Below are 21559 nucleotides of genomic sequence, written 5' to 3'. Positions count from 1 at the left end.
AGGCTATACGTCCGTCTTCTCCCAGCCGCGCCGCTCCGGCCGGGGCCCCAACTGCCCGGGGTCCCGGCTGCGGTACACCAGGTACGGCCGGAACAGGTACTGCACGGGTGCGCTGAACATGTGGACCAAGCGGGTGTACGGCACCAGCGCGATCAGTGCCATGCCGATCAGCGCGTGGATCTGGTAGAGGACCGGCACGCCCGCCATCAGGTCCGGGTCCGGGGTGAGGGTGACCAGGCCGCGGGCCCAGGGTGCGATGGACCGGCGGTAGTCGTAGCCGTCGCCGGAGGCGTGGGTCAGCTTGGCGACCATGCCCATCACGATCGCCGCGACCAGCACGAGGTACATCACCTTGTCGTTCGCGGTGGTCGCCCGGAACACCGGTGCCCGGGTGCGGCGGCGGTGGACCAGCAGCGCGATCCCGCCGACCGCGACGAGACCGGCCGCGGTACCGCCGTACAGGGAGAACAGGTGGTAGGTGTGCTCGCTCACGCCCACGGCGGCCGTCCAGGACTCGGGGACGAACAGCCCGACGACGTGGCCGAACAGCACGAAGAGGATGCCGTAGTGGAAGGCGGGCGAGGCGATGTTCAGGAGCCTCGACTCGTACACCTGGGATGACCGGGTGGTCCAGCCGAAGCGGTCGTAGCGGTGCCGCCAGAACAGGCCGGCGACCAGCAGGACGAAGGTGACGTAGGGCAGGACGCCCCAGAGCAGTGTGGTCATGGGCGCGTCCCCGTCTGCGCGGTCGGCAGGGTGGCGCACACGGCGTCCAGGACCGACGCGTACGGTGTGCCGAAGTCGGTGAGCCGGGTGCGGAGCTGGTCCAGGCAGTCCCGGTGCTCCAGCAGGAGGTCGGTGTTGCCGGTGCGGGCCGCGAACTCCAGTACCGCGGGCAGGAAGTCGGGCAGCTCCTCGCCGGTGAGCTCCAGACCGTGGGCGCGGTAGAGGTCCTTGAAACGGACCAGGGACATGCCGCGCCGCCGGGTGTCCCCGTCGCGCCACCAGCTCAGATACAGGCTGTGACGGTTCTTGAGGTCGAAGACCTGGACGTAGTGCGCGGCCAGTTCGCCGGGCGGTGTCACGGCCGCGTGGTCGGTGAACTCCCGCAGCTGCGGGGCCGCCTCGCGCAGCAGGGGCAGGCGGGCGCGGAAGTCGTCGTCGGGGTAGGTCAGGCAGAGCGCGGCCGCCTGGTAGAACACCTCGAAGGACGGCATCAGGCCTCCTCGCGGTCGGCTGTGGGATCGGCTGTGGGAGTGGTCTCGGCCGCGTCGTCGGCGGTCTGTCGGCGGCGCAGGACGTGGAAGTTCTCCACCGGGACGAGCGGCAGCAGCTTGCGGCCCGAGTCCTGGCCGAAGGGCCCGTCCCCGCCCATCCCGGGCCCGCCGTCGTAGTCGAGGCTGCACCCCTGCGGGAGCGCCGACTCCTCCAGGCGGCGGGCGTCAGCGACGGCCGCCGTCGGAATCACGTACCGGTCCTCGTACTTGGCGATGGCCAGCAGCCGGTACATCTCCTCGATCTCCTGCGCCGCCATGCCCACGGCCTCCGGCACCGAGGGGGCCGGTTCCTCGCCGAGGTTGATCGCCCGCATGTGGGAGCGCATCGCGGCGAGCTTCTCCAGCGAGGCCCGGACCGGGCCGATGTCACCGGCCGTGAACATCTCCGCCAGGTACTCCAGCGGAATGCGCAGGCTGTCGATCGCCCCGAACAGGTTCCCGGCGTCCTCGCCGTCGTGCCCGGTCTCGCTGAGCGCGTCCACCACCGGGGACAGCGGCGGGATGTACCAGACCATGGGCATCGTCCGGTACTCCGGATGCAGCGGGAGCGCCACCCGGTACTTGCTGATCAGCGCGTGCACGGGCGAGCGGCGCGCCGCCTCCACCCAGTCGTACGGGATCCCCGCCTCGTCGGCGGCCCGCTGCACGGCACGGTCCTCGGGGTCGAGGAACACGCCCAACTGGGCCTCGTACAGGTCCCGTTCGTTTCGCACGGACGCGGCCGCCGTCACCTTGTCGGCGTCGTACAGCACGACCCCGAGATAGCGAAGCCGGCCCACACAGGTCTCCGAGCAGACCGTCGGCAGACCGACCTCGATGCGCGGATAGCACAGCGTGCACTTCTCCGCCTTGCCGGTGCGGTGGTTGAAGTACACCTTCTTGTACGGGCATCCCGTCACGCACATCCGCCAGCCCCGGCACCGGTCCTGGTCGACGAGGACGATGCCGTCCTCCGCCCGCTTGTACATCGCCCCGGACGGACAGGACGCCACGCACGACGGATTGAGGCAGTGCTCGCAGATGCGCGGCAGGTAGAACATGAAGGTCTGCTCGAACTCGAACCGCACCTTGTCCGAGGCCTGTCTGCGCGCCTGCTCCACCATCGGGTCGAAGTCGCCGTGGGCGGGGGCGCCCGCGAGATCGTCGTCCCAGTTCGACGACCACTCGATCTTCATCGGCTTGCCGTCGAGCTGCGAGACCGGCTGCGCCACCGGGAAGTCGTCGCCGAGCGGGGCGTCGGTGAGGTTCTTGTAGTCGTACGTCCAGGGCTCGTAGTAGTCCTTGATCTCCGGGAGTTCGGGGTTGGAGAAGATCCCGGCGAGCTTGCGGATACGGCCGCCCGCCTTCAGCTTCAGCGCGCCGCGCCGGTTCAGCTCCCAGCCGCCGCGCCAGCGCTCCTGGTCCTCGTAGCGGCGCGGATAGCCCTGGCCGGGCCGGGTCTCGACGTTGTTGAACCAGACGTACTCCATGCCCCGCCGGTTGGTCCACGCCTGCTTGCAGGTGACCGAGCAGGTGTGGCAGCCGATGCACTTGTCGAGGTTCATGACCATCGCGATCTGGGCCATCGGGCGCATCAGTACTCGACCTCCTGGCTGCGGCGGCGGATCACCGTCACCTCGTCGCGCTGATTGCCCGTCGGGCCCAGGTAGTTGAACGCCCAGGACAGCTGGGCGTAGCCGCCGACGAGGTGGGACGGTTTGAGGATCAGCCGGGTGAGTGAGTTGTGGATGCCGCCGCGCCTGCCGGTGGCCTCCGTCTTCGGGACGGCGATGGTGCGTTCCTGCGCGTGGTGCAGGTAGACGGTGCCGGCCGGCATCCGGTGCGAGACGACGGCGCGGGCGGCGACCACGCCGTTGCGGTTGGCCGCCTCCACCCAGTCGTTGTCGACGACCCCGATCGCGTCGGCGTCCTGCGGGGACATCCAGATGTTCTGGCCGCCGCGGGAGAGGGCGAGCATGAAGAGGTTGTCCTGGTACTCGGAGTGGATGGACCACTTGTTGTGCGGGGTGAGGTAGCGGACCGTCACCTCCCGCTGCCCGTCCGGGCCGAGGCTCGGCTCGCCGAACAGCTTGTTCATGTCCAGCGGCGGCCGGTAGACGGGAAGCGCCTCGCCGAGCTCGTGGATCCAGTCGTGGTCCAGGAAGAAGTGCTGGCGGCCGGTGAGGGTGTGCCAGGGCTTGAGGTGCTCGGTGTTGAGGGTGAACGCGGTGTAGCGGCGTCCGCCCGACTCGCTGCCCGACCACTCCGGCGAGGTGATCACCGGCACGGGCGCGGCCTGCGTGTCCGCGTACGTGATCCGCTTGCCCTCGTGCTCGGCCGCGAGGTGCGCCATCTCCTGCCCCGTGCGGGCCTGAAGCGTGCGGAAGCCCTGGGTGGCGAGGCGGCCGTTGGTGGTGCCGGAGAGGGCCAGGATGGTGTTCGCGGCCTTCACGGCCGTGTCGAGCAAGGGGCGGCCCTCGGTGGTGACGCCGTTCAGGTGCCGGAGGTCCTCGACCTCCTCGTCCGGCTTCAGCGTGATCCCCTTGACGGGCAGACCGAGCTGCTCGACCAGCGGCCCGAGCGCGGCGAACCTGGCGCCGATCGCCGTGTAGTCCCGCTCCACGACGGTCAGTTGGGGCATCGTCCGGCCGGGGACCGGATCGCACTCCCCGCGCCGCCAGTCCAGGACGACCCCGCCCGGCTGGGCGATCTCGCCCGGCGTGTCGTGCTGGAGCGGGGTCGCCACCAGGTCCTTGCGGACGCCGAGATGGTCCACGGCGAGCTCGCTGAGCCGCTCGGCCAGTGCCTTGAACGTGTCGAAGTCGCTGCGGGCCTGCCACGGCGGATCCACGGCCGGGGTGAAGGAGTGCACGTAGGGGTGCATGTCCGTGCTGGAAAGGTCGTGTTTCTCGTACCAGGTCGCGGCGGGCAGCACCACGTCCGACAGCAGCGTCGACGACGTCTGCCGGAAGTCCAGCGACAGCAGCAGGTCGAGCTTGCCCTCGGGTGCCTCGTCACGCCAGGTCACATCCCGTGGCCGTACGTCCTCGGGGGCCTCCTCGGCCTGGAGGGACGAGTGCGTGCCGAGCAGGTGCCGGGTGAAGTACTCCGCGCCCTTCGCCGACGAGCCGAGCAGGTTGGCCCGCCACAGCGTCAGCACGCGCGGCCAGTTCTCCGGTGCGTCCGGGTCCTCGCAGGCGAACTTCAGTGTGCCCGCCCGCAGTTCGGCCACCACCCGCGACACGGGGTCGCCGAAGGTCTCGCCGAGCTCCAGCGGATTGCGGTCGAACGTCGGATACGACGGCATCCACCCCACCCGCGCCGACAACGCCAGACAGTCCGCGCCCGTCATCCCCCGGAAGCGGCCCGCACCGAGCGGCGAGGCCAGCACATCGGCCGTGAACAGGTCGTAGCGCCACTGGTCGGCGTTGAGGAACCAGTACGCCGTGCCGATCATCTGCCGTGGCGGCCGCGACCAGTCCGACGCCGCCGCGAGCGTGGCCCAGCCGGTCACCGGACGGCACTTCTCCTGGCCCACGTAGTGCGCCCAGCCGCCGCCGTTGCGGCCCTGGCAGCCGGTGAGCTGGAGCAGGGCGAGGAAGGAGCGGTAGATCGTCTCGGAGTGGAACCAGTGGTTGGTGCCCGCGCCCATAAGGATCATGCAGCGGCCCTTCGACCGCTCGGCCGTCCGCGCGAACTCCCGTGCGATCCGTATGCACTTGGCCGCCGGGACGGAGGTGTGGGCCTGCTGCCAGGCGGGTGTGCCGGGCGCGTCCGGATCGTCGTAGGACGCAGGCCAGCGGCCCGGCAGCCCCTGCCGGCCCACCCCGTACTGCGCCAGCAGCAGATCGAAGACCGTCGTCACCAGCGGGCCGTTCACGCCGCCGAGCTTCGTCGCCGGGACACCACGCCGTACGACGCCGCCGCGCCCCTGCCCGTGCGCCCCGCCCTCGGTGTCGAAGCGCGGCAGCAGCACCTCGACACCTACGGCGAACTGACTGCCGTACAGACTCAACCGCGGGCGTATATCGCCGAGTTCGAGGTTCCACCTGCCCTCGCCCGACTCGGACCAGCGGAAGCCCAGGGAGCCGTTCGGGGCGACCGCGCGGCCCGACACCTCGTCGAGCACGACGGTCTTCCACTCGGCGCTCCCGCCCTCCTGACCGAGGTCCGAGGCGCGCAGGAACTTCGCCGGGACGTAGGCGCCGCCGCGCTCCTCCAGGGTGACCAGGAAGGGCAGATCGGTGAACTGCCGTACGTAGTCCGCGAAGAACGGGGTCTCACGCTCGACGAAGAACTCCTTGAGGATCACGTGGCCCATCGCCAGGGCCAGCGCGCCGTCCGTGCCGGGGTGCGGGTGCAGCCACTCGTCGGCGAACTTGGCGTTGTCGGCGTAGTCGGGTGCGACCACCACGACCTTCTGGCCCCGGTAGCGGGCCTCCGCCATCCAGTGGGCGTCCGGGGTGCGGGTCACCGGGACGTTCGAGCCCCACATCATCAGATACGCCGCGTCCCACCAGTCGCCCGACTCCGGCACGTCGGTCTGGTCGCCGAAGACCTGCGGGGAGGCGACGGGCAGGTCGGCGTACCAGTCGTAGAACGACAGCATCGGGGCGCCGATCAGGGAGTGGAACCGGGCGCCCGCCGCGTGCGACACCATCGACATCGCGGGGATCGGGGAGAAACCGGCGATGCGGTCGGGGCCGTACGTCTTGATCGTGTGGACGTGGGCCGCGGCGACGAGCTCGACCGCCTCGTCCCAACTCGCCCGCACCAGGCCGCCCTTGCCGCGTGCCCGCTGGTAGCGGCGGCGGCGCTCGGGGTCGCTCTGGATGTCGGCCCAGGCCAGGACGGGGTCCCGAAGCCGCTCCTTCGCCTCGCGGTACATCTCCAGGAGCACCCCGCGGACGTACGGGTAGCGGACCCGGGTGGGGGAGTAGGTGTACCAGGAGAAGGCGGTGCCGCGCGGGCAGCCGCGGGGCTCGTACTCGGGGCGGTCGGGGCCCACGCTCGGGTAGTCGGTCTGCTGGGTCTCCCAGGTGATGATGCCGTCCTTGACGTACACCTTCCAGCGGCAGGAGCCGGTGCAGTTCACGCCGTGCGTGGAGTTCACGACCTTGTCGTGGCTCCAGCGGTCCCGGTAGAAGGCGTCCGCCTCGCGCCCGCCGGTCAGCGCGACGCTGTGCAGATCGGGCGCGACCGTGCCCGGCCGGAAGAACCGGCCCGCCTTGAGCAGCGCCGCGCCCGGTTCGGGGGGTGGCTCGGCGGGCGGGGTGGGCGGTATCTCCGTGTCGGTCACAGGCGCTCCCTTGCTTGCCCTACGGCCGAACCTAGGGCGGAGCGCGGGAGCGCACCCCTTCACCGCACCCGTACGGGTCAGGCCTGGGGCCTGCCCCGTGCGGTCACGCCTTGCGGGCGACCCCCGCGTACACCGGCACGATGCCCTCCGCCTGGGCCGCCACGTCCTCGGGACCGGGGCGCCAGCCGGACACCGGGATCACCCCGGGGCCGAGCAGCTCCAGGCCGTCGAAGAAGCGGGAGAACTCGGCGAGCGAGCGCGGGTGGAAGGAGGTGCCGCTGCGCCGGAAGTGCTCGGCGGCCCTTTCGATCGCCTCGGGGTTCAGATCGGGGGTGACCTGCGACAGGATCAGATGGCTGCCAGGGGCCAGCGCGGCCACGTACTTCGCCAGGAGACCGTAGACGTCGTCGCCGTCCGGCTCGGCGCCCAGATAGTGGGTCAGCGCGACCAGGGACAACGCGACGGGTGCCCCGAAGTCCAGGGACTCGGCGGCCCGGGCCAGCAGCGCCTCGACGTCACGGACGTCCGCGTGCACATAGGCGGTGGTGCCCTCGGTCGAGCCGTGCAGCAGGGCCTGGGCGTGGCGCAGGACGATCGGGTCGTTGTCGGCGTACACGACCTTCGCCTCCGCCGCGACGCCCTGCGCCACCTGGTGCAGATTGGGTTCGGTGGGGATGCCCGTGCCGATGTCGAGGAACTGCCGGACACCGGCCTCGGCGACCGTGGCGACGGCCCGGTGCATGAACCGGCGGTTGGCGCGCGCCCCGCGCACCGCGCTGCTGTCCACGGCGAGGATCCTGCGGGCGAGCTCCTCGTCCACCGGGTAGTTGTCCTTGCCGCCCAGCCACCAGTCGTACACGCGGGCCGGATGAGGGCGGCTGGTGTCGATACGGACGGGCGCGGACTCGGATCCGGTCATGCCGTGTGCTCTCCTCGGGGATCGGGGTGCTCGTGGCTCAGCGGCTTTCGTGGAACTCCCGCAGGATCTTCTTCGTGCGCTCGGCCGACGCGGCGGCCGTCGACATGTGGTCGAGGACCTCCAGATGCGTGGCGACCTCCGTGCGGGAGTCCAGATACAGGGCGCCGGTCAGATACTCCGTGTAGACCATGTCGGGCAGCTCGGGCTCGGCGAACCGGAACAGGCTGAAGGGCGCGTACGTCCCCGGGTGCGGGCCGGCCGCGAACTCGGCGATCTGCAACGTGACCCGGTCACGCTCGGCGAACTCCAGGAGTTTGTCCACCTGGCCGCGCATCACCTCGTCACGGACGCTCACCGGACGCCTGAGCACCGTCTCCTCCATGATCACCCACAGGTGAGGGGGGTCCGGGCGCTCCAGCAGCCGCTGCCGTTCCATGCGCAGCGACACATGCCGCTCGATCGTCTCCGGCCCCGTCTGTCCTATCGTCCCGGCCTCCAGCACGGCACGGGCGTAGTCCTCGGTCTGGAGCAGGCCCGGCACGAAGTGCGGCTCGTAGGAGCGGACGATGCGGGCGGCGCCCTCCAGGCTGACGTACAGGCTGAACCAGTCCGGCAGCACGTCGTGGAAGCGCTGCCACCAACCCGGCTGGTTGGCCTCCTCGGCCAGGGTGACGAACGCGGTCGCCTCGTCCTCGGGTACGCCGTACGTCTCCAGCAGGACCTGCACGTACGGGATCTTCAGGGCGACCTCGGCCGTCTCCATCCGGCGTACGGTCGCCGGGGCCACGCGCAGCACGCGTGCGGCTTCCTCACGCCCCAGGTTCGCCGCTTCGCGCAGCTCCTGCAGGCGCTTGCCGAGCACCACTTGGCCCACGGTGGGCGCGGGCCGCCGCTCACTCACGCCACGCCTCCCCTACGCGCCGGAATTACGTCGAGCAGTGTGCCAGGGTTTGACGCGGGGATCCATTGGGGCCGTTTCCTTACGTACATGGCGCTGAGGATCCGTCAGGGAACCAGTGACTGAAGGTACTTGACGGTCGCCGGGTCGGCCGGGAGGAAGGTTTCGATGGCCAGCTCGGCGACGGTCACGTCCATGGGGGTGTTGAAGGTGGAGATGGAGGAGATGAAGGACAGGACGCGGCCCTCGTGCTCGATCCGCAGCGGCAGCGCGAAGTAGGGGACGGGCGCGGCCGGTTCCGTGGTGCCGGGGGACTCCTCGGGTACCGGGTACGCCGCCACCTCGTCGTACAGCCGGCGGAGTTGACCGGAGCGGCGCAGGGCGATCTGCCGGTCCATCTGGGCCAGCAGATGGCCGCGCCACTCGCGCAGGTTGCGGATGCGCGGGGCGAGGCCCTCCGGGTGGAGGGTCAGGCGCATCGCGTTCAGCGGGGGCGTCAGGAGGTGCTCGGGGATGCCGTCGAGCAGCATCAGGATGCCCCGGTTGGCGGCATGGACGTCGTACATCGCGTCGACCACGAGGGCCGGGTAGGGCTCGTAGCCCCGGATGAGCTGCTCCATGCCCGCGCGGAGCGCGTCCAGCGCCGGGTCGTCCAGCGGGGTCTCCGGATAGCGCGGGGCGTAGCCGGCGGCCAGCAGCAGCGCGTTGCGCTCCCGTACCGGCACGTCCAGGTGCTCGGCCAGCCGCAGCACCATCTCCTCGCTGGGCCGGGAGCGGCCCGTCTCGATGAAGCTGATGTGCCGCGCCGAGGAGTCGGCCCGCAGCGCCAACTCCAGCTGGCTGACCCGCCGTTGCTCCCGCCAGGCTCGCAGCAGCGGACCCACGCCCTGGTCGGTGGCGGCGGCGGGCGGCGTGCCTTCGGGCGGGACAGTGGTCATGTGGACGACCGTAGTCGAGGAGTGCGTGCGATGACTGAGCCCTGGACGTCGCCCCTGGTGGGAGAGGCCGTGTACCGCGCCCAGGTACGTGGCTGTCTGCCGGCGGGGCCCTCGGGGACGCCCTCGGCCATCCCGTCGAGTTCAGCTCGCCGGAGCGGATCCGCGCGGCGCACGGTGAGCACGGGGTGACCGGGCCGGCCTTCGCCATGGCCGCTCGCGCCGCCCAGATCACCCACGGCCACCCCACCGGCTACTACTCGGCCGGCGCGCCGGCCGCGATCGTGGCCCACGTCGTCGCCGGAGAGCCCCTGGAAGGCGCCGTACTGCGCACCCTGCGGCCGCTCGAGCGGCACCCCGGCCACGAGGAGACCTCGGCCGCGCTCACCGAGGCGCTGGACCTGGCCGGGGCGGGATCGCCCAGCGCGGAGAGGGGCGAGGGACTGGTGGAGGGCTGGGTCGCCGAGCAGGCCCTCGCCGTCGCCGTCCACTGCGTCGCCGCCCTCGCCGACGACGTCGCGGCCGAAAGTGCCCGCCGCTGACCCGCCGGCCACCTGTCTGACCAGGGCCGCCGCGCCCCGGCTGTGGCAGTCTGAAGACGAAGCCGCCCGTTCAGGAAGGAGCGAGGCCATGCCCCTCGAACCGCTGTCGCAGAAGGAGATCGAGGACCGGCTCGCGGAGCTGCCCGGCTGGTCGCTGGACGGAGACCGCATCGCCCGCTCCTACCGGCTCCCCTCGCACTTCGCGGCCACGGCGATGGTCGTGCACATCGCCCAGGTCCAGGAGGAGCTCGACCACCACTCCGACCTCACCCTCGGCTACAACACGATCTCCCTCACCGTGAACACCCACACCGTGAGCGCCGTGACCGAGCGGGACTTCGCACTCGCCCGCAGGATCGAGGATCTCGCCCCGGGCCACGGGGCAGGCTGAAGGTGTGCTGGACTACGACAAGGAAGCGGAGCGATACGACGCCTCGCGCGGGGGCGAGCCCAGGGCGGCGGCCGCGGCTGAGGCGGTCCTGGGACTCCTGCCGGCCGGGACGCGGCGCCTGCTCGACGTGGCCTGCGGCACCGGCATCGTCACCCGGCGGCTCGCCGCACGCGACGGCCTGAGCGTGACCGGCGTCGACCTGGCGCCCGCCATGGCCCGGCAGGCCGCGGCCCGGCTGCCCGGCTCGGTCGTGCTCGCCGACAGCCGCCGGCTGCCGTTCGGGGACGGCGGCTTCGACGCCGTCAGCAGCGTGTGGCTGCTGCACCTGGCCCCGACCGACGACGACGTGCGGACCATTATCGGCGAGTGCGCCCGCGTGCTGCGGCCCGGCGGGGTGTACGTCACCACGGTCGACAAGGCCGCCGCCCACAACGTGGGCAGCGACATCGACGCCGTCCTCGCCTCCCGACCGCGCCGCCCGGCCCGCGACGAGGCGGCGCTCGTGGAGTCGTACGCCCTCGCCCACGGCCTGGTCCGGGCCGGGCAGGCCCGTTTCGCGGGCCGCGGTCAGGGCCGCAGCCCCCGGCGCACGGTCGCCGACCTGCGCCGCGGATGGTTCGTCGCCCTGCCCCCGGGCGGCGCGCTCGCCGACGGCTTCGCCGCCCGCCTCGCGCAACTCCCGGACCAGGACCGGCCCCGACCCGACCCGGTGTTCAGCCTGCGGGCGTTCCTCAAGCCCGAGTGAACTCCATGGTCCAGTTCGTCAGCCAGGTCCGCCCGTCGTCGACGGAGAACGCCTGCTCCCAGCGGGCCGAGGTCGCAAAGACACCCGACCAGACGAACCGCACCCGTACGTCCTTGCCGTCATGCGTGTCGTCGCCGTGGAACTCCCCGCGCCCGCCCTCGAACCGGCCGAAGACCGGCGGGAACAGGGTGCCGCTGATGCTGGAGGCCCAGTTCAGCGACCACTGCCCGGTCCGCGGGTCGAAGAGCCGGAGCGTCGCGCCCTTCGCCGACAGGTGCGGCATGTCGATCTCGTCGAGGTTCGCGGCCCCGTCGAACAGCGGCCAGCAGCGACTGGTCCCGGGGAACACCTCCCAGTCGCTGTCGGGGTCGAGGAAGTCGGTGCGGCGGCGGTTGCGGACCTGCCAGTCGCCGTGGAAGAAGTCGAAGTCGTGCGGGCTGCTCATGTGCGGTCTCCAGTGGTTCCTTCGGGCAGGGAATCGGCCAAGTAGGCCGTCAGATCGGGGACTTCGGGTGCCAGCAGGTGCCGCACCCAGGCGTCCCGTTCGTGCAGGATCGGCGGGAGTTCCCAGACGCAGCCGATCCACGGCAGGTTCGGGGTGACGAAGTGCGCGGGGTCGCGGTCCGGGCAGCCCAGCACCGGCTGGCCCGCCGCGGCGCCCTTGAAGTGCAGGACGTTGTCCCACACCCAGCTGTAGGCGTTCAGATAGGCGCCGTCGTCACCGCCCCGGTGCAGCACGACGAACGTCGCCGCAGGCGTGCCGTCCGGCTCCGGCAGCAGTTCCGGCAGGATCGCGTACGCCGCCCTCGCCACCTCGGGCGCGATACCCGCGGGGTCGGCGGTGACGTGGTAGCGCTTGATCCACCGTCCGGCCACCTCGATCGGCGGCGGTACGGTCAGCAGTTTCTCGGCGAAGGCCGGTGTCTCGGTCAGGGCCATGACGTGACGCTATGGCCGCTTCACTGACATCCTGTGTCAGTGAAGTCCAGCCGACTCGTCTCGATCCTCCTGCTGCTCCAGACCCGCGGCCGGATGACCGCCGCCCAGCTGGCCGAGGAGCTGGAGGTGTCGGTCCGCACGGTGTACCGGGACGTGGAGGCGCTGGGCGCGGCCGGCGTCCCGCTCTACGGCGACGCGGGCCACGCCGGTGGCTACCGCCTCCTCGACGGCTACCGCACCCGCCTCACCGGACTCAACGCCGACGAGGCCGAGGCCCTCTTCCTCGCCGGCGCCCCCGGTCCCGCCGCCCAGCTCGGCCTCGGTTCCGTCCTGGCCGCCGCCCAGCTCAAGGTCCGCGCCGCCCTGCCACCGGAACTGCGCGGCCACGCCGACCGGATCAGCGGCCGCTTCCACCTCGACGCCCCCGGCTGGTACGCCGGCGCCGACGAGACACCGCACCTCCCGGCGGTCGCCGAAGCGGTCTGGGACAGCCGAGTCCTGCACGTCCGGTACCGCCGCTGGCGCGAACCCACCGACGTGGAGCGCCGCCTGGAGCCGTACGGCCTCGTCCTCAAGGCGGGCCGCTGGTACGTGGTCGCGGGCCCCGGCCCCCGCACCTACCGCGTCGACCAGATCCTCCAACTCACGTCAGTCGACGAGGAGTTCACGTACCCGCACGACTTCGACCTCGCCGAGTACTGGAGCGCGTACCAGCGTGACTTCCACGACCGGTTGTTTCGCCGTGAGGCGGTCGTGCGGCTGGCCCCCGGGGTGACCCTCGACCGCGCGACCGACCACCGTACGCACCACGACGGCTGGACGACGGCCACCGTCCCCATCGAGTCCGTCGACCAAGCCCACGCCGAGTTCCTGCGCCTGGGCACCGGCATCGAGGTGCTCGAACCGCCCGAGCTGCGTGAGCGGATCGCCCGGACGGTGGCCGAACTGGCCGACAGGTACGGCAACTTCCGCGCGCACGGCGGCGACTGAGGGAACGGAATCCGTCCGTGCTCCCGAGGAGGTACGTCACGTGCAGCACCCGCGCAAGCACCGCAGACGCCGCGCCGCCCTCTCCGCGTCGCTCGCCACCGCCGCCCTGGTCGCCGCGGGGCTCACCGCCCTGAACGGCGTCGGCACGGCGGAGGCGGCCACCGCACGCCAGGTCGAGGCCCTCGACCGGGGTGTGGTGAGCGTCCACACCGCCAGCGGCAACCTGGTCAGCTGGCGCTGGCTCGGCACCGACCCGAACGACGTCTCCTTCAACGTCTACCGGGCCGGCACGAAGGTCAACGCGACCCCGATCACCGGCTCCACGAACTACTTCCACTCCGGTGCCCCCGAACAGGCCGACTACACGGTCCGCGCGGTCGTGGGCGGCGTGGAGCAGGCCGACTCCGTGCACGCGGTCCAGTTCCGCACGGGGTACAAGGACGTCCCGATCAGCCCGCCGGCCGGCGGGACGACGCCCGACGGAGTGGCGTACACCTACGAGGCCAACGACGCCTCCGTCGGGGACCTCGACGGCGACGGCGCCCTCGACCTCGTCCTCAAGTGGCAGCCCACCAACGCCAAGGACAACTCCCAGTCCGGCTACACCGGCAACACCTTCATCGACGGCGTCAAGCTCGACGGCACCCGGCTGTGGCGGATCGACCTCGGCCGCAACATCCGCTCCGGCGCGCACTACACGCAGTTCCAGGTGTACGACTACGACGGCGACGGCAAGGCCGAGGTCGCCATGAAGACGGCCGACGGCACCCGGGACGGCACCGGCGCGGTGATCGGCAGTTCGTCGGCCGACCACCGCAATTCCAGCGGCTACATCCTGTCCGGACCCGAGTACCTGACGATGTTCAACGGGCAGACCGGCAAGGCGATGGGGACGGTCGACTACGTCCCGGCGCGCGGCACCGTGTCGTCCTGGGGCGACTCCTACGGCAACCGGGTGGACCGCTTCCTGGCCGGCACGGCCTACCTGGACGGCGCCCGCCCCTCCCTCGTCATGGCCCGTGGCTACTACACCCGCACGGTGATCGCCGCCTGGGACTGGCGGGGCGGCCAGTTCACCCGCCGCTGGACCTTCGACACCAACTCCTCCACCAACGCGGGGCGGGGCTACGACGGTCAGGGCAACCACAGTCTGTCGGTAGCCGACGTCGACGGCGACGGCAAGGACGAGATCGTGTACGGCGCCATGACGGTGGACGACAACGGCGGGGGGCTGTGGACCACGAAGCTGGGGCACGGCGACGCCGGACACGTCGGCGACCTCAACCCGTCCCGGGCGGGCCTGGAGTACTTCAAGGTCTCGGAGGACACCAGCAAGCCCGGCTCCTGGATGGCCGACGCGCGTACCGGCCAGATCCTGTGGCAGACGGCGTCGGGCGCCGACAACGGCCGCGGTGTCGCGGGCGACATCTACGCCGGCAGCCCGGGGGCGGAGGCGTGGTCCGCCTCCGACACGACCCTGCGCTCGGCGAGCGGTGGCTCCCTCGGCCGGGAGCCGGCCGGCATCAACTTCCTGTCCTGGTGGGACGGCGACCCCGTCCGTGAACTCCTCGACGGAACCCGCGTCGACAAGTACGGGACGTCCGGCGACACCCGTCTCCTCACCGGCTCCGGCGTCTCCTCCAACAACGGCACCAAGGCCACGCCCGTGCTCTCCGGCGACATCCTCGGCGACTGGCGCGAGGAGGTCATCTGGCGCACCAGCGGCAACACGGCGCTGAGGATCTACTCGACCCCGGTCGAGACCAACACCAGGATCACGACCCTTCTGCACGACCCGATGTACCGCACGGCCCTTGCCTGGCAGAACACCGCCTACAACCAACCCCCGCACCCGAGCTTCTTCATCGGCAACGGCATGACCACGGCGCCTCGGCCGAGCGTCTTCACGCCCTGAGCGCGGATCACCACCCGCCCGGCCCGGCAGCCCTGACGTCACATCGGGCTGCCGGGTTGCCCCTTGCCCCCGGAAATTTTCGGTGAACCATACAACCATGCAGGTTCTTTACGGTCCTTCACATGCGTACCACCGAAACCTGGGGAGAACATGGTCCACCACACCCGCATAGGGCCTCCGCCACGGCCGAGGGCGGCGCCGAGAAGGAGGCCGCCGCCGAGGAGAGCAGCGCCGCGCCCGAGGTCGCCAAGGTCGGCGACACGCTGGCGCTCAAGGGCATGGAGGCCGGCAGCGGACTCGACGTCACCGTCGTGAAGGTCGCCGACAACGCCAAGTCCGGCGACGAGTTCTTCGCGCCCGAGTCCGGCAACCGGTGGATCGGCGTGCAGTTCCAACTGGTCAACACCGGCACCAAGGTCTACTCCGACGCTCCCGTGAACGGGGCGAAGATGGCCGACGACCAGGGCCAGCAGTTCGGGACCGTGCTCGCCGACATCACGGCCGGCCCGTCGATGTCGTCGGACGTCCGGCTGAAGCCCGGCGCGAAGGCTCTCGGCTGGATCGTGTTCGAGGTGCCGAAGGCGTCGAAGGCCGCCACCGTCACGTTCGGCATGGACTCCGGCTTCGCGGAGCAGATCGGCGAGTGGAAGCTGTCCTGGACAGCACCGGGGGCGCGTGCGCACCCACCGCACGCGCCCCCGGGCTCGCCCACGTCGGTTCAACTCACCGTGCAGGTCTGCTCGCCCAGCTTGAACGCCGCAGGCCTGGCGTTCGTCCCCGCCCAGTTCCCCGTGAAGCCGAAGCTCACGGACGAGCCGGCCGCCACGTTGCCGTTCCAGCCCACGTTCCTCGCGGTCACCGCCGAACCAGACTGGGTGTGCTCGGCGTTCCACGCCTGGGTGATCCGCTGCCCGTCCGCGAAGGACCAGCCGAGGGACCAGCCGCTCCAGGCGCTCGAACCGGTGTTGGACAGCTGTACGTCGGCCTGGAAACCGCCCGACCACTGGTTGGTGACCTTGTACGTCACCGCGCAGGCCCCGGTCGGCGTGGGGTCAGGGTCCGGGTCGGGGTCCGGATCGGGATCCGTGCTGCCGCCGTCGGCCGTCTCGCCGTAGATGACGCCACGCCCGTTGGTCGCCACGTACACCCGCCCGTACACCCGGGGATCACCCGTGATCGCCGCGCCCGTCCAACCCCACTGGTGGGCGTCGTCGTTGACACGGGTCCAGGTCGCCCCCTTGTCGGTGGAGCGGAAGATGCCACGTACGCCGGCGATCTTCGCGCTGGTGTACAGGGTCTGGTACGACGCCCCTGGCGCCGCCTTTCCGAAGCCGATCGCGTCGGCCTGCTCGACGTTCGAGAGCCTGGTGAAGCTCGCGCCGCCGTCCGTCGAGTGCCACAGACCGTACGCCCCGTCCGTCGCACCGCCCGCCAGCCACACGTCTCCCTTCCCGCCGGGCAGCGCCTTGAAGCGCACGCTGTCCCCGCTCGGCAGTCCGGTGGCCGCGGACGCCGTGAAGCTCACGCCGCCGTCCGAACTGACGTAGAACTTCCCCGACTTGAACCCGTAGAAGGTCTTCGGGTCGACCCGGTCCGACTCGACGATCGCCCCGGACGGGATCCCGCTCGACGCCTGCCAGGAGCTGCCGAACCCGGTCGCGTACTGCACGCCCGTACCGGCCGGGCTCCACACGAACCGGCTGCCGTCCGCCGCCGCGGCGACCGTACCTCCGCCGCTGACGCCCGAAGGGTCGGTCCCCGCGAACCAGTTGGCGCCGTTGTCCGTCGAGAAGGCGATGTGCGGGCCGGAGTCGAGATCGCCTACCCGCACGACCGTGTTCGGGCTGGACTCGGCGTAGTCCAGGCTCGTCGTCGAGGTGAAGTTCGGCTGGGTGAACATCATCGACGGCACTTTGGTGAGGTCGGTGTGCCGGAAGCCGCCGATGTCACCCAGCGCGCTGAGCAGCGGTGCGCCCGAGGGTGGCGAGGCGAGGTCGTTGACGGCCGTCTCCTCCAGGCCCCGCACCATCGGCCTGATGGTGAACTGGCTTCCGCTGTCCCACTTCGTCAGGTCCTCGGTGCCGTAGACCGTCGCGCCCGTCCCGTACATCATCCGGTTCGAGTCGAACGGGTCGATCTCCAGCGCCTCCGTCATCCAGCCCAGCTTCGGCGTCTGCTCGGGCGGCGACGGGTTCGCGCCCCAGGTCAGCCACGGCGACGACGAGACGTCCATCGTGTACCGGTTGGCGCGGTCGGGATACGACGTGTAGTCCCACGCCTTGGTCCACGTCCCCCCGCTGTCCGTCGAACGGAAGATCTGGGTGTCCGGCCACCAGGAGCTGTACGCCGTCGCCATCACCGTGCCGGGCTTCTGCCGGTCGACGGTCAGACCGGCGAAGCCGTAGTAGGTGTCGGCCTCGGCGACCGGGCTGATGTTCGTCCAGGTGCCGCTCGCCGTCGCGTACCGCCACAACTGGCCCTTGCCACCGTCGTACGGCCCACCCTTGTCGCTGTACGCGAGATACAGGAAGCCGTTCGCCGCGTCCAGGACACCCTTGTGCGCCAGATACCCCGTCGGCTGCCCGGCGACCCGCGACCAGGTCGCGCCCGCGTCCGTCGACCGGTAGACGGCGTTGTCCTTGTCGGCGACCCCCACGTAGATGGTCCTGGTCGCGTTCCCGGACGTGCCCGTGGACTCGTCGAAGGTGACCCAGACGATCCCCTGGTTGTCGCTGGCGTACCCGCTCGTGTCGCTCGGATCCTGCACGTAGTTGCCGACGTTGGGGAAGTTCGCCACCTGCGACCAGCTCGCCCCGGAGTCCGTCGACCGCCACAACCCCTTGCCGCTGGGCGCGCCCAGATACAGCACGCTGTTCCGGTTCGGATCGACCGCCAGCCGCTCACCCATGCCGCGCCCCGGCATGTTGCCGCCCAGCTTGAACGGCAGATCCGCCTTCTGCCAGCTCGCCCCCCGGTCCGAGGAGCGCATCACCGCGCCGTTCGTCGGATCCCAGCCGTTGGTGTACGTCCCGACCGCCGCGTACACCTTGTCAGGGTCCACGGAGTCGGACGCCAGACTCACCACGCCCGTATGCCCCCACTCGTCCCACCCGACCGAGTCCAGCAACGGCGTCCACGTCTTCGACGCCTGCTGCCACCGGTAGGCTCCGCCGATGTCCGTCCGGGCGTAGGCGAGGTTCTTCTCCTTACGGTTGAAGACGATGCCGGGCACGAAACCACCGCCGTCGATCCGGGCGTTCTGCCAGGTGTAGCTGTCGGCACTGATCGACACGTCCTGCGCGGCAGGGGCGGCGAGCGCGGAGGGGGTGCCGGCGAGCAGGCCGGCCGCGAGTGCGAGTACGGCCGTGAGGATGCGGGTTCTTCGCACGGGGGGTCCTTTCCGGGATGTGGGGGGAGGGCGAGCGACCCCCAGTGCGGGAGGGGGCCGCCCGCCTGACCGGTCCCGCCGTCAGGTGACGGGACCACGCACGCGGAGCCTTCAAGCGGTGCCGCGAAAATGCCCTGAGCTGCCACGCCCTGCATTTGGGGGCGCGGGGCTGTATCGATCTGCGGCTCCGCCGCGTGGGCGCGACCAGCCACAGCGTGCCCGCAGACAAGTCACGGCCTCTTCGCGGAGCGCTTGGCGGGGGACTATTCGAGAAGCTCCGCATACGAACCCATGGCCAGCGCAATGTCCGCCTGGGCCCAGAACCGGTGGTACGTGAACGACGGCGCCGCCCCACCCGAGAGATACGCCTCGATCTTCGACCACGCCGGATCGTCCTCGTAGAACGACCGGATCGACTCGAAGGTCGACGACGAGTTGATCGCGTCACCGTTCGGCATCGTGCCGGTCCAGCCGCTCGGGACGTAGACCGGATCGTCGAAGCGGTTGTAGTCGGCGCGGGTCTCCGGGACGGCGATACCGAGGTCGTCCTGGTAGTTGTCCCACATGCCGTCCAGCAACGCCTTCGCCGTCGTCGCGGCAGCCGTGTCACCGGAGCGGTCGGCGTAGTACGTCAGGGTCTTGGCGTACGCGGCCGCCACACCGACGTCGTTGGTGTAGTCGGCGACCGTGACGTGAAGTCCGTTGTTGGCGCCCGGATTCGAGGGGTTCCAGGTGTCGGGCTGCCCCGACCACTGAAGCGTCGACGGGATCCGGAACGTACCGTCCGGGTTGACGGTCGTCTCGGACAGCGCCCAGTCGACCCACTTGTCGAGGACGGCCTTCGCGGCCGCGTTCCCCGTCTGCTGGTAGTACTCGGCCACCCGCTCCATCGACCACGCCTGGAAGCCGAACCACTGGTTGGACGGCGGGTCGTGGTAGACGGGCTGCTGGTCGTAGTACATGCCGTAGAAGGTCGACTTGCCCGCGGGTGGCGTCGCGTACCGGCCCGCCCAGCTGTTGGTCGCGCCACCCGCGATCGCGCCCTCGCTGGACTGCAGCCAGCGGTAGAACTCGACCTGCCGTTCCAGCGACTTGGCCCAGTCGGCCTGCCCGGTCGCCGACTTGGGCTTCAGGTCGGCGTAGTTGGACAGGGCGTACGCGGCCATCGGGTTCTGGTAGCCGCCGTGCGCGTGGCTGGAGCCGATGCGCCAGGCCCAGCCCGCCGAGGTGTCGGTGGCACCGCCCCAGGCGTAGTACCAGGAGAGCAGGTAGTGCGAGGCGTCCTTGCCGGTGCCGGCGGGACAACTCGACGCCCCCACACAGTTGCCGACCTTCTTGAAGTACTTGTCGTACATCGCGTAGCGCAGATAGTCGCCCATCTTCGCGGCCTTGGCCACGGTCGCGGAGATCTGGCCGCCCTTGCCCTGCTCGTCGGCCCACTTGTCGGCCCAGTACGCGGCCTGCACCGCACGGGCGTCGGCGTCCGGGGCGTTGGTGAACTTCCACTGCTTGGCGTAGGAGGCGTCACCGGTGAACAGGTCCAGGTACCCGTTCTTGCCGCCGTACTTGAACTGGTCGCAGGTCGGCTGCGGCACCGTCTCCCACACCGACTCCTGCGCGCCGCGCTGGAAGGTGTTGATGTACGACGGCCCGGTGTCGCCCGGCCCGGCCTCGCACTTGCCCGGCGAGTTGCCGTAGCCGTAGGTGTTGTCGACGTCCTGCAGCCAGTGCATGCCGTAGACGTCGTCCGTGCCGTACGCCGACTTCAGCTCACCGGCGATCGGGTCGGACCCGACCGACACCCCGGTGTCCAGCTTCGCCGGGTACTCGTTCGGCGTGTCCAGCTCGGGCGCGTAGGTCGCCGGCTTGGAGGCGTTGTAGAAGGAGTTGGTCGGCTGGTCGGCGTGGGTCGGGATCATGTACTTCTCCATGATCTCCCAGGCGCCGTTGAACTTGGCCCAGTCGCCCGTGACCTTGCCGTACATGGCCTGCAGCCAGAGAAGGTAGCTGTACGCCTCCGACGTGGTCTCATGGCCGTGGTCCGGCGCCTCCACGATCAGCGTCTCGACCGAGTGGTAGGGAATGCCCTCGGGCGAGAAGTAGCCGTTCGCCGGGTTGGTGATCTTGCCGTACAGCTCCAGGAAACGGGCGTCGTACGCCTTCGTCGCCGCGATCTGGGTGGCGGTGACCGTGGCCTTCGCATGGCCGTTGGCCGTCGACTCGAAGGTCGCCGCGCCGGTGCCGGAGGAGGCGGCGGTGATGGTCACCTTCTGCGCGGTGTTCCAGTTCGAGGGCGTGAAGGTGAGCGAGGCGCCGCCCGTCACCGACAGGCCGGAGTTGCCGCTCGCGCGGGCGGTCGTGACGGTCACGTTGGACGACGGCTGGGTCGACAGCTTGACGTCGTATGTGGCCGACTTCCCCTGTTGGACGGGGAGTTGGGTCTGCGAGGTCACCACGGCGGGACCCGAGGCGACCGTGACGCCGACCGGCGTGGACTCCGCGGACGCGCCCAGGCTGTCGTACGCCTTCGCGAGCAGCGAGTGACTGCCCACGGTCAAACTGGAGACCGCGAGCGAGTACGGGGCCGTGGTGTCGGTGCCCAGCAGCGTGGTGTTGTCGTAGAACTCGACCTTGCTGATGGTGGCGTTGTCGGCGGCCGCGGCGGTGGCCGCGAGCGGGACGGCGTCGCCCTGCGTGTAGACGGCGCCCGCCGCCGGGCTGGTCAGCACGGTGATGGGGGGCTGGTGGGCGCCCGTGCAACTGGTGCCGTTGATCGCGAAGTTCGTCGGGGCGGCGTTGCCGCCGCTGTAGCTGAACTGCGCGCCCGTGGTCACCGCGGCCCCGGCGGCGATCCGCCCGTTGTGGCCGGCGTTCTTCACGGTGATCGACTGACCGGACTGGGACCAGGTCCCGTTCCAGCCGTTGCCGAGCTTCTGGTTGCCGGTGTAGCCGTACGTCAGCGTCCAGCCGTCGATGACGTCCGTACCGCGGTTGGTGATCGTCAGATCCGCGGTGAAGCCGGAGCCCCAGTCATTGGTCTTGTAGTCGACACTGCACTGAAGTGCCGCTGCCTGAGCGGGCGTCGCATCGGTGCCCACCATTGCCAAGGGGAGCGCCAGGGCCGCCACGGCGGCGGTCCACAACCGTCGTGCGGTTCTGCGTCTGCGTGGGGGATGCACGTGCTGGTTCCTCCTTGCGGCTCGGAGAAGTCAAGGCTTGAACCAGTGGGAGCGCTCCCATAGTGGGGAAGGGGGTGCAAGGGGTCAAGGTGCTCGAAGAGTCGAAAAGATTCGACGGATTTAGTTGAGGGAAAGTCAGCAACCCCTCTGTCCTTTACCGTCA

General features: G+C 70.5%; 17 protein-coding genes and 1 pseudogene. 6 read left to right on the top strand and 12 right to left on the bottom strand.

Annotated features, from left to right (window positions below):
• Positions 1–3: 3 nt before the first annotated feature.
• From narI to ACFZBP_RS01965, 7 genes are all read right to left on the bottom strand, one after another.
• Positions 4–726, bottom strand: coding sequence for a respiratory nitrate reductase subunit gamma (gene narI, locus ACFZBP_RS01995; protein WP_391409352.1), 723 nt, complete (start codon positions 724–726; stop codon positions 4–6).
• Positions 723–1217: a nitrate reductase molybdenum cofactor assembly chaperone gene (gene narJ / locus ACFZBP_RS01990; RefSeq protein ID WP_383453032.1), complete on the bottom strand. Its 495-nt coding sequence runs from the start codon at positions 1215–1217 to the stop codon at positions 723–725. Before narJ ends, narI begins: the two co-directional genes overlap by 4 nt.
• Positions 1217–2851 (bottom strand): nitrate reductase subunit beta, encoded by a 1635-nt coding sequence (gene narH / locus ACFZBP_RS01985; protein WP_391409350.1) that lies wholly within the window; start codon positions 2849–2851, stop codon positions 1217–1219. The genes narJ and narH overlap by 1 nt, the downstream gene beginning before the upstream one ends.
• Positions 2851–6555, bottom strand: a complete 3705-nt coding sequence (locus ACFZBP_RS01980) for a nitrate reductase subunit alpha (RefSeq protein ID WP_391409349.1) — start codon at positions 6553–6555, stop codon at positions 2851–2853. Before ACFZBP_RS01980 ends, narH begins: the two co-directional genes overlap by 1 nt.
• Positions 6556–6658: 103 nt before the next feature.
• Entirely contained in the window at positions 6659–7474 is an 816-nt protein-coding gene (locus tag ACFZBP_RS01975; protein ID WP_391409347.1) for an SAM-dependent methyltransferase, read from the bottom strand.
• Between the two features lie 37 nt (positions 7475–7511).
• Positions 7512–8375 carry a Scr1 family TA system antitoxin-like transcriptional regulator gene (locus ACFZBP_RS01970; protein WP_391409346.1) on the bottom strand — a complete coding sequence of 288 codons (864 nt, stop codon included), beginning with the start codon at positions 8373–8375 and terminating at the stop codon, positions 7512–7514.
• A 104-nt stretch (positions 8376–8479) separates the two neighbouring features.
• Complete coding sequence (locus tag ACFZBP_RS01965; RefSeq protein ID WP_391409345.1) at positions 8480–9310, bottom strand: helix-turn-helix domain-containing protein; 831 nt, start codon at positions 9308–9310, stop codon at positions 8480–8482.
• A 185-nt stretch (positions 9311–9495) separates the two neighbouring features.
• Between ACFZBP_RS01965 and ACFZBP_RS01960 the strand changes: the two genes are divergently transcribed.
• The 3 genes from ACFZBP_RS01960 to ACFZBP_RS01950 all read left to right on the top strand — a co-directional run bounded on the left by ACFZBP_RS01960 (position 9496) and on the right by ACFZBP_RS01950 (position 10985).
• Positions 9496–9849 (top strand): ADP-ribosylglycohydrolase family protein, encoded by a 354-nt coding sequence (locus ACFZBP_RS01960; RefSeq protein WP_391409343.1) that lies wholly within the window; start codon positions 9496–9498, stop codon positions 9847–9849.
• An 88-nt stretch (positions 9850–9937) separates the two neighbouring features.
• Positions 9938–10240, top strand: coding sequence for a 4a-hydroxytetrahydrobiopterin dehydratase (locus ACFZBP_RS01955; RefSeq protein WP_391409342.1), 303 nt, complete (start codon positions 9938–9940; stop codon positions 10238–10240).
• Positions 10241–10244: 4 nt separating this feature from the next.
• The gene (locus tag ACFZBP_RS01950; RefSeq protein WP_391409341.1) at positions 10245–10985 is read left to right on the top strand and encodes a methyltransferase domain-containing protein; all 741 of its coding nucleotides are present in this window, start codon (positions 10245–10247) and stop codon (positions 10983–10985) included.
• Here the strand turns inward: ACFZBP_RS01950 and ACFZBP_RS01945 are convergent.
• Together ACFZBP_RS01945 and ACFZBP_RS01940 are read right to left on the bottom strand one after the other, a co-directional pair.
• Positions 10972–11430 carry a hypothetical protein gene (locus tag ACFZBP_RS01945; protein ID WP_383453052.1) on the bottom strand — a complete coding sequence of 153 codons (459 nt, stop codon included), beginning with the start codon at positions 11428–11430 and terminating at the stop codon, positions 10972–10974. The two genes, ACFZBP_RS01950 and ACFZBP_RS01945, sit on opposite strands and share 14 nt — an antisense overlap.
• Positions 11427–11924, bottom strand: coding sequence for a hypothetical protein (locus ACFZBP_RS01940; RefSeq protein WP_391409340.1), 498 nt, complete (start codon positions 11922–11924; stop codon positions 11427–11429). The genes ACFZBP_RS01945 and ACFZBP_RS01940 overlap by 4 nt, the downstream gene beginning before the upstream one ends.
• 39 nt (positions 11925–11963) lie before the next feature.
• On the opposite strand from ACFZBP_RS01940, the gene ACFZBP_RS01935 reads away from it, so the two are divergent.
• Together ACFZBP_RS01935 and ACFZBP_RS01930 are read left to right on the top strand one after the other, a co-directional pair.
• On the top strand, positions 11964–12914 hold the full coding sequence (locus ACFZBP_RS01935) for a WYL domain-containing protein (RefSeq protein WP_391409339.1): 951 nt from the start codon (positions 11964–11966) through the stop codon (positions 12912–12914).
• Between the two features lie 40 nt (positions 12915–12954).
• Positions 12955–14829, top strand: a complete 1875-nt coding sequence (locus tag ACFZBP_RS01930) for a rhamnogalacturonan lyase (RefSeq protein WP_391409337.1) — start codon at positions 12955–12957, stop codon at positions 14827–14829.
• Between the two features lie 38 nt (positions 14830–14867).
• Here the strand turns inward: ACFZBP_RS01930 and ACFZBP_RS01925 are convergent, their stop codons facing one another.
• On the bottom strand, positions 14868–15224 hold the full coding sequence (locus ACFZBP_RS01925) for a hypothetical protein (RefSeq protein ID WP_391410390.1): 357 nt from the start codon (positions 15222–15224) through the stop codon (positions 14868–14870).
• On the opposite strand from ACFZBP_RS01925, the pseudogene ACFZBP_RS01920 reads away from it, so the two are divergent.
• Positions 15108–15386, top strand: a pseudogene (locus ACFZBP_RS01920) (hypothetical protein); the annotation flags it as partial. The gene ACFZBP_RS01925 and the pseudogene ACFZBP_RS01920 overlap by 117 nt on opposite strands.
• Before the next feature lie 161 nt (positions 15387–15547).
• Here ACFZBP_RS01920 and ACFZBP_RS01915 read toward each other — a convergent pair.
• Positions 15548–18217, bottom strand: coding sequence for a cellulose binding domain-containing protein (locus tag ACFZBP_RS01915; protein WP_391409336.1), 2670 nt, complete (start codon positions 18215–18217; stop codon positions 15548–15550).
• A gap of 263 nt (positions 18218–18480) precedes the next feature.
• Positions 18481–21396 carry a glycoside hydrolase family 48 protein gene (locus ACFZBP_RS01910; RefSeq protein WP_391409335.1) on the bottom strand — a complete coding sequence of 972 codons (2916 nt, stop codon included), beginning with the start codon at positions 21394–21396 and terminating at the stop codon, positions 18481–18483.
• Between the last annotated feature and the right edge of the window lie 163 nt (positions 21397–21559).

Origin of the sequence: Streptomyces sp. NPDC008086 (genome assembly GCF_042957325.1) — a bacterium.
In the GTDB taxonomy this organism is placed as follows: domain Bacteria; phylum Actinomycetota; class Actinomycetes; order Streptomycetales; family Streptomycetaceae; genus Streptomyces.
Note: the sequence above shows the minus strand (reverse complement) of the source record. Positions and strands in the feature narration are given on the sequence as shown.

Coding starts and splice junctions, on each gene's coding strand:
- ACFZBP_RS01965 (WP_391409345.1), bottom strand. CDS start 9,310: ATGACCACTGTCCCGCCCGAAGGCACGCCGCCCGCCGCCGCCACCGAC.
- ACFZBP_RS01945 (WP_383453052.1), bottom strand. CDS start 11,430: ATGAGCAGCCCGCACGACTTCGACTTCTTCCACGGCGACTGGCAGGTC.
- narH (WP_391409350.1), bottom strand. CDS start 2,851: ATGCGCCCGATGGCCCAGATCGCGATGGTCATGAACCTCGACAAGTGC.
- ACFZBP_RS01940 (WP_391409340.1), bottom strand. CDS start 11,924: ATGGCCCTGACCGAGACACCGGCCTTCGCCGAGAAACTGCTGACCGTA.
- narJ (WP_383453032.1), bottom strand. CDS start 1,217: ATGCCGTCCTTCGAGGTGTTCTACCAGGCGGCCGCGCTCTGCCTGACC.
- narI (WP_391409352.1), bottom strand. CDS start 726: ATGACCACACTGCTCTGGGGCGTCCTGCCCTACGTCACCTTCGTCCTG.
- ACFZBP_RS01955 (WP_391409342.1), top strand. CDS start 9,938: ATGCCCCTCGAACCGCTGTCGCAGAAGGAGATCGAGGACCGGCTCGCG.
- ACFZBP_RS01975 (WP_391409347.1), bottom strand. CDS start 7,474: ATGACCGGATCCGAGTCCGCGCCCGTCCGTATCGACACCAGCCGCCCT.